A 14,395-nucleotide genomic window follows, 5' to 3' on the forward strand; every position below is an offset into this window, starting at 1 on the left:
GCACAATGGAACGGTGACCGAGTCCCTCCCCGTCAGCCGGACCACCGACTTCGGCGTCGCCAAGCTGATGCCCGACGTCGACCGCGAGCGGGCCTGGCTGCTCACCGTCGACGGGGCGCCGCAGTCGTACGTCGACCTCGACGAGCCCACCCACCTGGAGTTCGAGTACGCCCGGCGGCTCGGCCACGTGCTCGACCTGGCCGCCGAGGACGGCCGGCCGCTGGACGTGCTGCACCTCGGCGGGGGCGCCCTCACGCTGCCCCGCTACCTGGCGGCCACCCGGCCCGGCTCGCGCCAGGACGTGGTGGAGGCCGACCGGGGCCTGCTCGACCTGGTCACCGAGCACCTGCCGCTGCCCCCGGACGCCGCGATCGCCCTGCACACCGCCGACGCCCGGGCCTGGCTGGAGGCGGCCCCCGACGACAGCGCCGACCTGCTGGTGGCCGACGTCTTCGGCGGGTCCCGGGTGCCCGCCCACCTGACCTCGCTGGCCTACGCGCGCGAGGCCGAGCGGGTCCTGCGCGCAGACGGCGTCTACCTGGCGAACCTCGCCGATACGGCGCCCTTCGCCTTCCTGCGCTCCCAACTCGCCACGTTCGACGAGCTCTTCGAGGAGCTGGTGCTCGTCGCCGAGCCGGCGGTGCTGCGCGGGCGACGGTTCGGCAACGCGGTCCTCGTCGCCGCGCACCGCCCGTTCGACACGGCGGCGCTGGCCCGCCGCACCGCCGCCGACGCCTTCCCGGCGCGGGTCGAACACGGGCCCGGCGTCCGGCGGTTCACCGGCGACGCGCGCCCCGTGACGGACGAGGACGCCGTGCCCTCACCCGTGCCGCCCGAGGGCGCCTTCGGCATCGGCTGAGGCATCGGCTGAGGCGCCGGCCGGGGGACCGGCCGGAGGACCCTGATGAGGACCGGCCGGGGGACTTGCGGCGGCATGGCCCGCGTCCGTGATCCCGCCGACGCCCACCGCAGCGCTCGGCGCACCCGCCGGCGACACCCGCTGCGTACGCCGCTGGAGGGTGCGTACGTCCGGCACGCACAGCACCGCCGCCGTGACCACGACCACCAGGGCCGAGCAGCCCCACAGGGACGCGCCGCGCCCGAACGCGCCCTCGGCCGGTCCGGCCAGCGCCGTGGCCAGCGGGACCAGGGCGACGGAGCCGAACCAGTCGTAGGCCGAGACCCGCGACAGCTTCTCCTCGGGGACCTCCTGGTGCAGGGCGGTCATCCAGGACACGCCGAACACCTCCAGCGTCACCCCGGTCAGGAACATCACCGCGCACAGCACGGTGACCGGCACCGGCACCGCCAGCGCGGCGGACGGCAGGGCCAGCGGGAACACGCACAGCGTGCCCGCGAGCAGCAGGCGGCGCGGCTTCCAGCGCGTCATCAGCAGCGCGCCCGCGACCGTGCCCGCGCCGAAGAACCCCAGCGCGAGCCCCCAGGGACCCGGCCCGCCGAGGTGCTCGTCGGCCACCAGGGGGCCGTAGACGGCGTCGGCGGCGCCCACCACGGCGTTGGCGATCGAGAACTGCAGGACCACGCCCCACAGCCAGGGCCGGCCGCTGAACTCCCGCCAGCCCTCGCGCAGGTCGGTCAGCAGCCCCCCGCCCGGCACCCGCGCGGGGATGTGGCTCACGTCGAGGCCCGCGCGCAGTGCCCCGGCGACCGCGAAGGCCACCGCGTCCGCCGCGAGGACCCAGCCCGGGCCGACCACGGCGACCAGCGCCCCGCCGAGGGCGGCCCCGCCGAGCCCCGCTCCCTGCATCGCCATCCGGAACACCGCGAACGCGCGCCCGGCGTGCTCGCCCTCGACCGAGGACAGCAGCATGCCCTCGGCGGCGGGGCTGAAGAACGCCTGGCCGGTGCCGCCGAGCGCGGCCAGCAGCATCATCTGCCACAGCCGCGGCTCGCCGAGCAGCACCAGGACGGCGAAGGCGCCCTGCGAGACACAGTTCAGCGCGTTGGCCGCGACCATCACCCGGTGCCGGGGGAGCCGGTCGGCGACCGCGCCGCCGATCAGCAGGAACAGCACCAGCGGCAGGGTCCGCGCCGCGGCCACCAGACCGACGTCGCCGCCGTCGCCGCCCGCCTGGAGCACGGCGAAGGCGGCGGCGATGAGCGCGCCCTGACTGCCGAGGCCGGTCACGAACGCGGCGGCGGTCAGCAGGCTGTAGTTGCGGCCCGCCCAGGCGGGTCCGCGCGGACGGCGGCGGGGGTCGGCGGCTGTGGTCACCGGCCGACTATCGCCGCCCGGACCCCGATGTGCCAAACCGATGATCTGTCATTTCCGCAGATCACGCGGGACGGGCCCGCCGGACCCGCGCCGCGCGCCACCGTCCGGGTCAGTTCTGCGTCGGCGTCCCGTGCAGCCGGACCGTGCTCAGGATCTTCATGATCGTCTCCTTGGACACCTCGTCCTTGACGCCCTTGGCCGTGTACAGGTTCCAGGACACGTAGTCGCCGTTGGAGTTCTTGAAGCCGAAGGTGATCGCCTCGCCGTCGCTCGCGCAGGTGCCCTTCTGGGGCGTCTTCGTCGACTGCGCCCAGGCGTAACTGCCCTGGACCCCGGAGGCGGTCGTGAAGGGCGTGGCCTTCTTGTCGAAGGTGAGGCTCTTCTTGTCGGGCTGGGTGTAGCCGCCGAACACCCACCAGGCGGGCGTGTTGACGGCGATCTCGTCGGTGTTCTTCGCGCCCTGCGCGCCCTTGGTGCCGACCACGGCGAGCGCGGTGTCGTCGGTCTTGCCGTCCTTGTCGTCGTCCTCGGTGCACCACTTCGACTTGTACTTGGCGGTGCCGCCCATCAGGATCCGGCCGTAGCCGTCCTGCTCCTTCTTGTCCTCCCACTCGAAGCCGTAGCTGGTGCCGGGGTTCTGCACCTCCCAGTCGGCCGGCACGTCGAACGCGGTGCCCCACTTGGGGTTGACGACGACCTTCCAGCCCGCGACCGTCGGCTTCTCCGCCTCCCCGTTGCGCGGGTTGTCGCCGGAGCCGGTGGTGGCCGTGTCGCTCGGCCCGGCGGTCGCCGTGGACGTCGGGGACGCGCTCCCGCCGCCCTTCGCCTCCGTGTCGTCGTCCTTGCCGCCCAGCACCAGGAAGGCGGTGACCCCGGCGGCCACCACCACCGCGGTGGCGGCGACGATCGCCACCACCTTGGTGCGGTTGCCCCCGCCCCCGCCCCCGCCGCCCGGCTGGGGCTGCGGTGCGAGCGGAACCGTCGGCGCGCCCCACTGCGGCTGCTGCGCATAGGGGTTGGGCTGCTGGAACCCGGGCTGCTGGTACGGATTGGGCTGCTGGTACCCCGGCTGTGGGTAGCCCGGCTGTGGGTAGCCCGGCTGCTGGTACGGGTTGTCCTGCCCCTGCGGGTTGTGCTGTGCCTGCGGGTTCTGCTCTCCCCCGGGCTGCTGCTGTCCTGGCCACATGGTGCAGCACCCTAGTGCCGCGCGGGAAACGAATGGGTCACGGCCCCTCGTCAGTGCGGTGGCAAGCGCACGGCGATCCCGGCGCACGTCTGGCGGGCGCACGCTACTCGTGGGTAACATCGCCGGTATGAGCGCAGACCAGATGTCCATCGGCGAGATGCTCGCCGCCACGGTGCCCATGGCCCGGACCCTGAACCTCGAGTTCCTGGAGACCGGACCGGAGCGTGCCGTGGTCGCCCTGCCGGACCAGGGCGCCTTCCACAACCACGTGGGCGGCCCGCACGCCGGCGCGATGTTCACGCTCGGCGAGTCCGCGAGCGGCGCGATCGTCCTCGCCGCCTTCGGGGACCAGCTCGCGCGCGCCGTACCGCTCGCCGTCCGCGCCGAGATCGGCTACAAGAAGCTGGCCATGGGCGCCGTCACCGCGACCGCCACGCTGGGCCGCCCGGCCGCCGAGGTCGTCGCCCAGCTCGACGCGGGGGAGCGGCCCGAGTTCCCCGTCGCGATCGAGATCCGCCGCGCCGACGGGGCGGTCACGGGGGAGATGACCGTGGTGTGGACCCTGCGGCCCAACGGCTGAGCGGGGAGCGGACGGGAACCCGGGCGGGCCCGCACGCCGGGCCGGGGCGACCGCGTACCGGACTTCGGCCGGCCGCCGTAACGGCCGGTCCGCCGCGTGCGGTTGACCCGCCGGGGGTCCGCCGTGCCCCGGCCGGTCACGCCGCCAGGCGGTCGTCCTCCGGGGCCGTGGCGTCCAGTTCGGCCACGAACTGCTTCAGCCAGGCCCGGAACCGCGGCCCCAGGTCCTCGCGCGCGCAGGCCAGCCGCACCACCGTGCGCAGGTAGTCCGCCTTGTCGCCGGTGTCGTAGCGCAGACCAGCGTCTCCATCAGTCCGGTGACCCGCACGACCCCGTCCTCGCCGGACGGCCCGACGGCCGCGCAGCCGTAGAGGTGGACCTGCTCCGGCGGCACCTCCATGAGCGCGACCACGCAGCCCCCGTACCGGCCGCGCACCTCCAGCATCCGGCTCAGCAGCGTCTCGCGCGGGTCGATGAGGTCGTCGCCGAGCAGCACCGCGAACGGCTGGTCGCCCACGTGGTGGCGCGCACACAGCACGGCGTGCCCGAGGCCCAGTGGGTCGCCCTGCCGGACGTGGTGGATGTCGGCCAGCCGGGCCGGGTCGCGCACCGCGTCCAGCCGCGCGGTGTCGCCCTTGGCCGCGAGCGCCTGCTCCAGTTCGAAGGCGTGGTCGAAGTGGTCCTCGATGGCCCGCTTGTGCCGGCCGGTGACCATGAGGACGTCGTCCAGGCCGGCCGCCGCGGCCTCCTCGACGACGTACTGGATGGCCGGCTTGTCGACGACGGGCAGCATCTCCTTCGGTGTCGCCTTGGTCGCGGGCAGGAAACGGGTGCCCAGCCCGGCGGCCGGGACCACCGCCTTGCGTACCGCGGCGACGGGCGGCACGGGTGCGGGCGGGGGAGTCGGGGAGGAGTGGGGGGCGGTCATGCGCGCCATGCTGGCGCGGACACATGGGAGTGGCCCGGGAGCCGCCTCGGAGAACCCTGTGGGGGGGGGAGGGCGGGAACCCCGGAAGCGGTCCCCGTAAGAGGAGGTTCTGTGTGCCGTTTCCCTTTGTGTGCGCACAAGTTGGCGCACGTCGCCCAGCGTCTCGTGCCCGGTCCGGAACACACGGGGCGCGGCGCACGTTGACCCTCCGGGCGGCGAAGGGCGTGGCCGGGGCCGTGGGCCGGTCCACCACGAGCCGGTAGGCTGCCCGGGGGCGTCGTCCGGGGGCACGGCGGCCCACGTCGGCACCACGCACAGCGCAGGGAAACGGGAGGAACCGGGTGCACGTCCAGGAGTGGCTCGACACGGTGCCCGCGGTCGCCGTCTACGCGGTGGTGGGGCTGGTCATCGGCCTGGAGAGCCTGGGCATCCCGCTGCCGGGCGAGATCATCCTGGTCTCGGCGGCCCTGATGGCCTCCCAGCACGGCGACATCAACCCGGTGATCCTCGGCACCTGCGCCACGGTGGGTGCCGTGGTCGGCGACTCCATCGGCTACGCCATCGGCCGCAAGGGCGGCCGGCCCCTGCTGGCCTGGCTGGGGCGGAAGTTCCCACGGCACTTCGGTGAGGGACACGTCGCCACGGCCGAGCGGTCCTTCGAGAAGTGGGGCATGTGGGCCGTCTTCTTCGGCCGGTTCATCGCCCTGCTGCGCATCTTCGCCGGCCCGCTCGCGGGCGTCCTGCACATGCCGTACTGGAAGTTCCTCATCGCCAACGTGCTGGGCGGCATCGTCTGGGCCGGCGGTACGACGGCGGTCATCTACTCCGTGGGCGTCGTCGCCGAGTCCTGGCTGAAGCGCTTCTCCTGGCTGGGCCTGGTGCTCGCGGTGCTGATCGGTCTGACGTCGATGCTGGTGATCAAGCGCAAGGCGAAGAAGGCCCAGGCGACGGCGGCGGCCGAACCGGCGGCGGAGCCGGAGCCGGTGACCGCGGGCGAGTGACGGGCCCCGGCCTGACCGCGGGCGGGTGACAGGCACCGGCCCGGCGGTGTTCGGCCCGGCCATGTGCGGCCGACCGTGTGCGATCCGGCAGTCAGCCGGGCGGCCGTCTCCGGCCCGGCCTCCTAGGCGTGGACCTCCTTGTGGGCCTTCGCCAGCTCCGCGTACATCGTGCCGTTCAAGGTCACGCCCTGGCGCTCCTCCTCGGTCAGCTCCCGCTTGACCTTCGCGGGCACGCCCGCGACCAGGGACCCCGGCGGCACCCGCATGCCCTGCGGCACCAGCGCCTGGGCCGCGACCAGCGAACCGGCACCGATCACCGCGCCGTTCAGGACGGTCGCGCCCATGCCGACGAGGCAGTCGTCCTCCACGGTCGCCCCGTGCACCACGGCGTTGTGCCCGACCGACACGCGCTCCCCGACGGTGACCGGGAAGCCGGGGTCGGCGTGCAGGGTGCAGTTGTCCTGGATGTTGCTGTGCGCGCCGACGGAGATCCGCTCCACGTCGCCGCGCAGGACGGCGCCGTACCAGACGCTCGCCCCCGCCCCGAGCGTCACGTCCCCGATCACCGTGGACCCCGGTGCCACGAACGCCTCCGGGTCGATCGCCGGCTCCCGGCCCGCGATGCCCTTGATCAGCGGCTGGTCCGTCATCGTCGCCTCCTGCTGCTCGTCCTGCCCGGCACCGTAGCCCACCCGGTGGGGTGAAGATCACAGGCCCTCGGCCCGATGGCGCCGGTACCCGCTGAGTACGGTGAGGTCGTGCCGAAGCAGAACACGTTCTCATCCTGGCGGGGCCGCCTCGCGCAGCGCGCCGTCCACGGCGCCTGGGCCTGGGTGCAGCGCACCGGCTCGGTCACGGCCGAGCGGCCCGGCCACTTCCGCTTCGGCTCCCTGGGCACCGGCACGCGCCTGGCGTTCCCGCTGGGCACCGTCTTCGGCGAACCGTGGATCCACCTCGGCGCCCACTGCATCGTCGGCGAGCAGGTCACCCTCACGGCCGGGCTGATGCCCGACCTGGACCTGGGCCCGGACCCGATCCTGCGCATCGGCGACGGCGTCGTCCTCGGCCGCGGCAGCCACGTCATCGCGGACACCACGGTCACCATCGGCAGCGACTGCTACTTCGGGCCGTACGTCTACGTCACGTCCACCAACCACTCCTACGACGACCCCCACCAGCCCATCGGCAAGCAGTGGCCGCGCATGGAGCCGGTGGAGATCGGGTCCGGCTGCTGGATCGGCACCGGCGCGGTGATCCTGCCGGGCGCGCGGATCGGACGGAACGTCGTGGTCGCCGCGGGCGCGGTAGTACGCGGTGAGGTCCCCGACCACGCGGTGGTGGCGGGCGCCCCCGCCAAGGTCGTACGGTGCTGGACGCCGGCCGGAGGCTGGCAGCCGCCGCTGCGCACGCCCGCGCCGGTGCCGATCCCGGACGGCGTCACCCCCGAGCAGCTCGTCGCCCTCTCCGACCTCGACGACGCGACGGTGGCCCGGCTCGCGGAGCTGGACGAGAGCGAGAACGAGAACGAGAACGGGGCCGAGGGCCAGGTCGAGGAGGGGGCGGGGACCCGCGCGCGGTCGCTCGGCCCGGCCGCACCGGGCGGAGGGGTGCCCGCGACGCGGCTGGCGGCACTGGACAGCGACGGCTGACAGTACGGGACAGCGACGGCTGAGCGGAGGCCGACGGACCGGCCCGCGGCGGAGAGCCGGACGGCCGAGGCACCGCCCCTCGCGGGAGACCGGACGGCGGGCGCAGGCTCAAGCGCACCCCCGGGCACCGCGGCATGATCCCCGTCACCCCGTGGCCAGCATCACCGTCCCGACCAGGGCCAGGCCCGCGCCCGCCGCCTGTACCGCGCGCAGGCGTTCCCGCAGGAACCCTCGGGCGGCGAGCGCGGTCACCACCGGGTAGAGCGAGGCGAGCACCGCGGCCACGGTGACCGGGCCGTGCTGGGCGGCGACCGTGTAGGTGCCGTTCGCCGCCACGTCGGCCAGGCCCACGAAGGCGAGCGCCGGCACCGAGGCCCAGGGGAAACCGCCGTCGGGGAGCGCGGACGTCCCGCGCCGCACGCTCATGGACAGCGCGGCGCCGCCCACCGCCACGCTCACCAGCCGCTGCACGCACAGGGCGAGGAAGAGACCGGTGACGGACGTCGACGCCTCGGCGATCAGGACGAACACCGTGCCGAAGCCGAGCGCGGCGACCAGCGTGAGCAGTACCGCCGTGCGCTGCACCGCCGCCCCGCGCAGTTGCGGCCCGCCCGCCAGGGCGACGCCCGCCACGGCGACCGCGATGCCCGCGACCTGGACCAGCCCCGGGCGCTCGCCGAGGAACAGCCCGACGGCCACCGGCACGGCCACGCTCAGGGTGGCCAGCGGGGAGACGACGCCCATCGGGCCGAGCGCGAGCGCCTTGTAGAAGGAGAGCAGGGCGACCGGGCCGGCCAGTCCTGCCGCCACGGCGCACCACAGCCGGGGGCCGGCCTCGCTCCAGCCGCCCGTGGCGACCACGATCGCGCCGAGCACAACCGCCGCGGCGCCCTGGGAGAGGACGACGACGGTCAGCGCGGGGAAGCGCCGCGTCAGCAGCCCGCCGCCGAAGTCGGCCAGACCCCAGAGCAAGCTGGTGGCCAGGGCGAAGAATGCTGTCACCGCTCGCCTCGCAGTACAGTTCGGTGCACGGTCAGGTCCACCACACCGTAGTGCAGAGTGGTGAACCCTGTCATCCAGCATATTGGACTCCGGAATGGGATGAATCGTGTCGGACCTCGACCTGCTGACCCAGTCGCTGGCGCGCAACGTCAAGCACTGGCGCGCGGTGCGCGGCTTCACCCTGGACGTACTGGCCGCGCGGGCCGGGGTCAGCCGCGGTATGCTCATCCAGATCGAGCAGGCCCGCACCAACCCCAGCCTCGGCACCGTCGTCAAGATCGGTGACGCGCTCGGCGTCAGCATCACCACGCTGCTCGACTACGAGCAGGGCCCCAAGGTCCGCGTCGTGCCCGCCGACCAGGCCGTACGGCTGTGGCACACCGACGCCGGCAGCTACAACCTGCTGCTCGCCGGCACCGAGGCGCCCGGCCCGCTGGAGATGTGGGAGTGGCGGCTCATGCCGGGCGAGGGCAGTTCCTCCGACCCGCACCCCACCGGCACGGCCGAGCTGGTGCACGTGATCGAGGGCGAGCTGACGCTCACCGTGGACGGCGTCGAGTACCGCGTCCCGGCGGGCGCGACCGCCTCCTTCGAGGCCAACACCCCGCACACCTACGGCAACACCGGGGACGTGCCGATGGTGATGGTCATGGCCGTCTCCGTCCCGCCCGTTCCCTGAGGCCAGGCCCCGGTCAGGGCCCGATTCCGGCCTTCGAGACGTCGGTCCGGCCGCGCGGGCACGGCTGTTACCGTGCGCCCATGCGTGCACCGATCGGAGACTTCGACACCGCCACTCCCGCTCCCGACTGCCTCGACGAGCTGACCGCCCCGGTCGCCGACGCCGTACGCCGCTGGAGCGGCAGCGTGCCCGTCGAGCAGATCCTCTACGTGGAGACCGACCCCCAGTGGGCCGACACGGCCGTCTTCGTGGAGCACTACGGGCGCGAGCTGCTGGAGCAGTCCGCGAACTGCGTCGTCGTCGCCGGCAAGCGCGGCGGCGAGTCCACGCTCGCCGCCTGTCTGGTCCTGTCCACCACGCGGGTCGACGTCAACGGCGTGGTGCGCCGCCATCTCGGCGCCCGCAAGGCGTCGTTCGCGCCGACGGACGTGGCGACCGGCGGGAGCGGCATGGAGTACGGCGGCATCACGCCCGTCGGACTGCCCGAGTCCTGGCCCCTGTTGGTGGACTCCGCCGTCGTCGACCTGCCGTGGGTGCTGGTCGGCAGCGGACGCCGCCGCGGCAAGCTCCTCGTCCCGGGCAAGGTCCTCGCCGCGCTGCCCGGCGCGGTGGTGCTGGACGGACTCGGCACGCCGGTCTGACGGCCCGGCCCCCGCTTCGCCGTCCGGTGTCGTCCCGTCCTACGCCGTGAGGTGGTGCGCCAAGGCGAGGTGGGGGTCCCCCTCGCCCGGTACCGGCGCGGGGTCCGCGTGCACCAGGGCCGCCGTCAGGCGCGGCACGGCGTGCAGCAGGGCGTGTTCGGCGTCCACGGCGACCGCATGGGCCTGACGCACCGTCACCTCGCCGTCCACCACGACCGCCACCTCGGCGCGCAGCCGGTGCCCGATCCAGCGCAGCCGCAGTTCGGCCACCTCCCGCACCCCGGGGACCTCCCGCAGGGCCTGCTCGGCGCGCTCCGTCAGCGCCGGGTCCACGGCGTCCATCACCCGCCGGAACACCTCGCGCGCCGCGTCCCGCAGCACCAGGGCGATCGCCGCCGTGATCGCCAATCCCACCAGTGGGTCGGCAAGTTGCCAGCCGAGCGCCGAGCCGCCCGCGCCCACCAGCACCGCGAGTGAGGTGAACCCGTCGGTGCGGGCGTGCAGTCCGTCCGCGACCAGCGCCGCCGAACCGATCTCCCGGCCCACCCGGATCCGGTGCCGGGCCACCCACTCGTTGCCCGCGAAGCCGACCAGCGCGGCCACCGCGACGGCTCCGACGTGTGCCACCGGGCGCGGGTCGAGGAGCCGTTCGACGGCCGTCCACCCGGCGAAGAGCGCCGACGCGGCGATCGTCAGCACGATCACGATCCCCGCCAGGTCCTCGGCCCGCCCGTAGCCGTAGGTGAAACGGCGCGTGGCCGCCCGCCGGCCCAGCACGAACGCGATGCCCAGCGGTACGGCGGTCAGCGCGTCCGCCGCGTTGTGCACCGTGTCGCCGAGCAGCGCCACCGACCCGGACACGGCCACGACGGCGGCCTGCGCCAGCGCGGTCACGCCCAGCACGGCCAGCGACACCCACAGCGCGCGCATCCCGCGGGCCGAGGACTCCAGCGCGGGGTCGACCTTGTCGGCCGTGTCGTGCGAGTGCGGGGTGAGCAGGTGCCGGAGGCGGTGGAGGGGGCCCGGGGGTGAGGAGGGGTGCTGGTGCGCGCCGTGGTGGTGCGGCCTGTGCTCGTGCGGGGCGTGGTGGTGCGGCCCGTGTGGATGTCCGTCGTCGCCGTGGTGCCGGTGGCCGTGGCCCTCGCGGTGGCCGTCGCCGTGGCGATGGGTGGGGTGCTCGCTCACGTCCGTCCCCTTCCGGTGCGCGCCGTGGTGGCCGGCTTCCCGGCCACGGCGCCATTATGTGCGTATGAGCGCACGCACGCACCCGTCACACACACCCCCGTCGTCCGCGCACGACGGTCACCCGCCCACCCCGGGCGAGGAGCACTTCGCCCTCGCCGCCGAGATCCTCGCCCTGCTCGGCGACCGCACCCGCCTCACCCTGCTGCACGCCCTGGCCGGGGGCGAGGCCGACGTCACGACGCTCACGGAGGTGTGCGGGGCGGCCCGGCCCGCGGTCAGCCAGCACCTGGCCCGGCTGCGGTTCGCGGGCCTGGTGAGCACGCGCAAGGAGGGCCGCCGGGTGGTGTACGCGCTGCACGACGGACACCTGCGCCGGCTGGTCGACGAGGCGCTGAACGTCGCCGACCACCGGCTCGGGGACCGCCCGGTGCACGACTAGGGGGTGTCTCGTCGATCAGGCCGGAGCGTGCTCAGCGCAGCCGGGGGATCTCGATCGCCGGGCAGCGGTCCATGACCATGTCCAGGCCGGCGGCACGAGTGCGCTCGTACGCCTCCTCGTCCACGACGCCGAGCTGGAACCACACCGCCTTCGCACCCTTGGCCACGGCCTCGTCGGCGACGGCCCCGGCCAGCTCGCTGTTGACGAACACGTCGACGACGTCCACGTCGAAGGGGATGTCGGCGAGGGAGGCGTACCCCTGTTCGCCGTGCACCGGCTCGGCCTTGGGGTGCACGGGCACGACCCGCTTGCCGTGGCGCTGGAGCACCTCGGCGACGCCGTAGGCGGCCCGGGAGCGGTTGGTGGACAGGCCGACCACGGCCCAGGTGTCGCCGAGTTCGGTGAGGATCCTGCGGACCGTCGCGTCGTCGTCGCGGTGCACGGCCGGCCTCCTGTCGGTCGTCGGGTGGACCACGGGACCGCGGGGAGCGGCCCGTGGGGGGACGGGTTCTCCCCGCCCCTACCCGCTCAACCGTTCCCGAGCGGCCCTGATTCCGTCGGCGCGCGTCCGCGCACGTGTCCGGAATGCTCGCCGCCCGCCTGCGCGGCGGCGCCCGCGCGCCTACGCTCGGGCCGTGCTCCGCATCACTGACGCCCGCACCGGCCACCCCGTCCCCGCCGCCCCCGTCCGCCGCGGCCTGACCCGCGTCGAGGTCCACGCCCCGGCCCACGGCACCGGCGCGCTGCGCGTGCTGCTCGTCGCCGACGTGCTCGTCCGGGCGCTGGAGCTCGACGGGACACCCGTGTGGGCGCACCGGACGGGGGACCCCGAGCAGGCCGGCCTGCGCGCCGCCGCCGCGGCCCTCGGCATCCGCCCCTTCGAGGACACCGGGGGCGGCGCAGCGGGCCTCGGCGGGGCACAGGCGCTGCACGTGGCACCGGCCGACGCGGACGTACCGGACGGGGTGCGGGTGGGGGTGGCCCGGGTCGAGGTGCTGGACGGCGTGCCCCCGTGGATGGCCGGCGTCGACGCACCGGACGCGGTGCCGACGGAGGGTGCCGGTCCCGACCCGACCGCCCTGCGGCTCGCCCTGCTGTCCGAGCGCCGTGACGTGCCCGTCCGGATCGACGCGGCCTCGCTGGGCGAGGCGGCCGACACCCTCGGACGCTGGCGGCGGGCCGTGGCCGACTGGGCCCGGCTGCCCTCGCGGCCGGTCCCCGAACCGCTGCGCGTCCGGCTGCGCACGGCCTGGGAGGACGACCTGGACGTGCCGGCGGTGCTGCGCGTCCTGCGCGAGGTCGAGGACGACCCGGACCTGCCGCCCGGCGCCCGCTTCGAGACGTACGCCTACGCCGACCGCCTCCTCGGGCTCGAACTCACCCGGGAGATCGGCATGCACGCGTGAGGAACCCGGCACGCACGCGTGAGGACACGGGCGCACGCATGAGGAAATGGGGCACGCGCGCGTGAGGGACGCGACACGTGTGAGGAACCCGGCACGCACGCGTGCGGCACGCGACATGCTGAGGGAGGCGACACGCGTGAGGGAGGCGACACGCGTGAGGGAGGTGGCCGTACGTGACCGGTGACCCGAGTGACGGGCCCCTGCGGCGGCTGGTGGTGCTGCGGCACGCCAAGTCGGCCTGGCCCGAGGGCGTGCCCGACCACGAGCGGCCGCTCGCCCCCCGGGGACGGCGTGACGCCCCCGCCGCGGGACGTGCCCTGGCCGACGCCCGCTGCCTGCCGGACCTCGCCCTGTGCTCCACCGCGCTGCGGGCCCGCACGACGTGGGAGCTGGCCTCGGCGCAGTGGGACGGCCCGCCGCCGGTCCGGTACGACGAGCGCCTGTACGCGGCCGGAGTCCCGGCGCTGCTGCGGGTGGTCCACGAAACCCCGCCGGAGGTGACGACGCTGCTGCTGGTCGGTCACAACCCGGGCCTGGAGGACCTGGTCCACGCCCTCGCCGGTGACGCCCTCGACGACACGCTGCCCAGGATCCGCGCCAAGTTCCCCACCTCGGCCCTCGCCGTGCTGACCCGGCCCGCCCCCACCTGGCGGTCCCTGGCCCCGGGCACGGCCCTGCTGACCTGGACGGCCGTGCCGCGCGGCGGGAAGGGCGGGGCGGGGGAGGGCGGGGACACCGCATAGGCTGGCCCGATGCAGGACCAGTACCGCACGGTCGCCCACGCGGGCGTGCACGAGACCGAGGTGAACCGCTCGCGCTTCCTGTGCGCGCTCGCCCCCGCCGCCACCGAGCGGGAGGCGCAGGACTTCGTCGCCGCGGTCCGCAAGGAGCACGCCGACGCCAACCACAACTGCTGGGCCTACGTCATCGGCGCCGACGCGTCCGTGCAGAAGGCGAGCGACGACGGCGAGCCGGGCGGCACGGCGGGCGTGCCCATGCTGCAGATGCTGCTGCGCCGGGACATGCGGTACGTCGTCGCCGTCGTCACCCGCTACTTCGGCGGGGTCAAGCTGGGCGCGGGCGGTCTCATCCGCGCGTACGGCGGCGCGGTCGGTGAGGCCGTCGACGCGCTCGGCACCGTCACCCGCCGGCGCTTCCGGCTGGCCACCGTCACCGTCGACCACCAGCGCGCCGGGAAGGTGGAGAACGACCTGCGCGCCACCGGCCGCGCCGTGCGGGACGTGCGCTACGGCGAGGCCGTGACGATCGAGATCGGCCTGCCCGACGCGGACGTGGACGCCTTCCGCGCCTGGCTCGCCGACGCGACCGCCGGGACGGCCCGGTTCGACCTGGGCGGGGAGGCGTACGGGGACGCCTGAACGGACAGATCTGGCAAACCGCCCTGAAGGGGTGAATCGGGCACAACGGGCCCGGTGGGACCCGCTGATGACGGTCCGAAACGGG

Annotated in this window: 16 protein-coding genes and 1 pseudogene; 10 read left to right on the plus strand and 7 right to left on the minus strand. The window is 74.8% G+C overall.

Annotation, left to right across the window (positions count from 1 at the left end; translation table 11 throughout):
• Positions 1-13 precede the first annotated feature (13 nt).
• Positions 14-859, plus strand: a complete 846-nt coding sequence (locus tag AQJ30_RS00270) for a spermidine synthase (protein WP_067227468.1) — start codon at positions 14-16, stop codon at positions 857-859.
• Here the strand turns inward: AQJ30_RS00270 and AQJ30_RS00275 are convergent.
• Both AQJ30_RS00275 and AQJ30_RS00280 read right to left on the minus strand, forming a co-directional pair.
• On the minus strand, positions 821-2,236 hold the full coding sequence (locus AQJ30_RS00275; protein WP_079083691.1) for an MFS transporter: 1,416 nt from the start codon (positions 2,234-2,236) through the stop codon (positions 821-823). The genes AQJ30_RS00270 and AQJ30_RS00275 overlap by 39 nt on opposite strands.
• A 109-nt stretch (positions 2,237-2,345) precedes the next feature.
• The gene (locus AQJ30_RS00280) at positions 2,346-3,422 is read right to left on the minus strand and encodes a DUF8017 domain-containing protein (RefSeq protein WP_067227470.1); all 1,077 of its coding nucleotides are present in this window, start codon (positions 3,420-3,422) and stop codon (positions 2,346-2,348) included.
• A gap of 142 nt (positions 3,423-3,564) precedes the next feature.
• On the opposite strand from AQJ30_RS00280, the gene AQJ30_RS00285 reads away from it, so the two are divergent.
• Positions 3,565-4,002, plus strand: a complete 438-nt coding sequence (locus AQJ30_RS00285) for a DUF4442 domain-containing protein (protein WP_067227471.1) — start codon at positions 3,565-3,567, stop codon at positions 4,000-4,002.
• Between the two features lie 136 nt (positions 4,003-4,138).
• On the opposite strand, the pseudogene AQJ30_RS00290 reads toward AQJ30_RS00285, so the two are convergent.
• Positions 4,139-4,929: pseudogene (locus tag AQJ30_RS00290) on the minus strand (UTP--glucose-1-phosphate uridylyltransferase).
• Positions 4,930-5,270: 341 nt separating this feature from the next.
• Here AQJ30_RS00290 and AQJ30_RS00295 point away from each other — a divergent pair.
• Complete coding sequence (locus tag AQJ30_RS00295) at positions 5,271-5,930, plus strand: DedA family protein (protein WP_067227473.1); 660 nt, start codon at positions 5,271-5,273, stop codon at positions 5,928-5,930.
• Between the two features lie 122 nt (positions 5,931-6,052).
• On the opposite strand, the gene AQJ30_RS00300 is transcribed toward AQJ30_RS00295, so the two are convergent.
• A complete protein-coding gene (locus tag AQJ30_RS00300) occupies positions 6,053-6,580 on the minus strand; it encodes a gamma carbonic anhydrase family protein (RefSeq protein ID WP_067228816.1) in 528 nt (175 codons plus the stop codon).
• 75 nt (positions 6,581-6,655) lie between these two features.
• On the opposite strand from AQJ30_RS00300, the gene AQJ30_RS00305 reads away from it, so the two are divergent.
• On the plus strand, positions 6,656-7,579 hold the full coding sequence (locus AQJ30_RS00305; protein WP_245726756.1) for an acyltransferase: 924 nt from the start codon (positions 6,656-6,658) through the stop codon (positions 7,577-7,579).
• 144 nt (positions 7,580-7,723) lie between these two features.
• Here the strand turns inward: AQJ30_RS00305 and AQJ30_RS00310 are convergent, their stop codons facing one another.
• Entirely contained in the window at positions 7,724-8,581 is an 858-nt protein-coding gene (locus tag AQJ30_RS00310; protein WP_067227475.1) for a DMT family transporter, read from the minus strand.
• Positions 8,582-8,687: 106 nt separating this feature from the next.
• Here AQJ30_RS00310 and AQJ30_RS00315 point away from each other — a divergent pair, with 106 nt between their 5' ends.
• Positions 8,688-9,260: a helix-turn-helix domain-containing protein gene (locus tag AQJ30_RS00315; RefSeq protein WP_067227477.1), complete on the plus strand. Its 573-nt coding sequence runs from the start codon at positions 8,688-8,690 to the stop codon at positions 9,258-9,260.
• A gap of 80 nt (positions 9,261-9,340) precedes the next feature.
• On the plus strand, positions 9,341-9,901 hold the full coding sequence (locus AQJ30_RS00320) for a YbaK/EbsC family protein (protein ID WP_067227478.1): 561 nt from the start codon (positions 9,341-9,343) through the stop codon (positions 9,899-9,901).
• A 39-nt stretch (positions 9,902-9,940) separates the two neighbouring features.
• On the opposite strand, the gene AQJ30_RS00325 is transcribed toward AQJ30_RS00320, so the two are convergent.
• Entirely contained in the window at positions 9,941-11,086 is a 1,146-nt protein-coding gene (locus AQJ30_RS00325; RefSeq protein WP_067227480.1) for a cation diffusion facilitator family transporter, read from the minus strand.
• 64 nt (positions 11,087-11,150) lie between these two features.
• On the opposite strand from AQJ30_RS00325, the gene AQJ30_RS00330 reads away from it, so the two are divergent.
• On the plus strand, positions 11,151-11,525 hold the full coding sequence (locus AQJ30_RS00330) for an ArsR/SmtB family transcription factor (protein ID WP_067227482.1): 375 nt from the start codon (positions 11,151-11,153) through the stop codon (positions 11,523-11,525).
• 31 nt (positions 11,526-11,556) lie between these two features.
• Here AQJ30_RS00330 and AQJ30_RS00335 read toward each other — a convergent pair whose 3' ends face one another.
• Positions 11,557-11,967 (minus strand): CoA-binding protein, encoded by a 411-nt coding sequence (locus tag AQJ30_RS00335; RefSeq protein WP_067227484.1) that lies wholly within the window; start codon positions 11,965-11,967, stop codon positions 11,557-11,559.
• Between the two features lie 193 nt (positions 11,968-12,160).
• Between AQJ30_RS00335 and AQJ30_RS00340 the strand changes: the two genes are divergently transcribed.
• The 3 genes from AQJ30_RS00340 to AQJ30_RS00350 all read left to right on the plus strand — a co-directional run bounded on the left by AQJ30_RS00340 (position 12,161) and on the right by AQJ30_RS00350 (position 14,310).
• Positions 12,161-12,931 carry a hypothetical protein gene (locus AQJ30_RS00340; RefSeq protein WP_067227485.1) on the plus strand — a complete coding sequence of 257 codons (771 nt, stop codon included), beginning with the start codon at positions 12,161-12,163 and terminating at the stop codon, positions 12,929-12,931.
• A gap of 173 nt (positions 12,932-13,104) precedes the next feature.
• Complete coding sequence (locus tag AQJ30_RS00345) at positions 13,105-13,674, plus strand: SixA phosphatase family protein (RefSeq protein ID WP_067227487.1); 570 nt, start codon at positions 13,105-13,107, stop codon at positions 13,672-13,674.
• A 9-nt stretch (positions 13,675-13,683) separates the two neighbouring features.
• Positions 13,684-14,310 (plus strand): YigZ family protein, encoded by a 627-nt coding sequence (locus AQJ30_RS00350; RefSeq protein ID WP_067227488.1) that lies wholly within the window; start codon positions 13,684-13,686, stop codon positions 14,308-14,310.
• Positions 14,311-14,395 lie beyond the last annotated feature (85 nt).

It is taken from the genome of Streptomyces longwoodensis (genome assembly GCF_001514125.1).
In the GTDB taxonomy this organism is placed as follows: Bacteria; Actinomycetota; Actinomycetes; order Streptomycetales; family Streptomycetaceae; genus Streptomyces; species Streptomyces longwoodensis.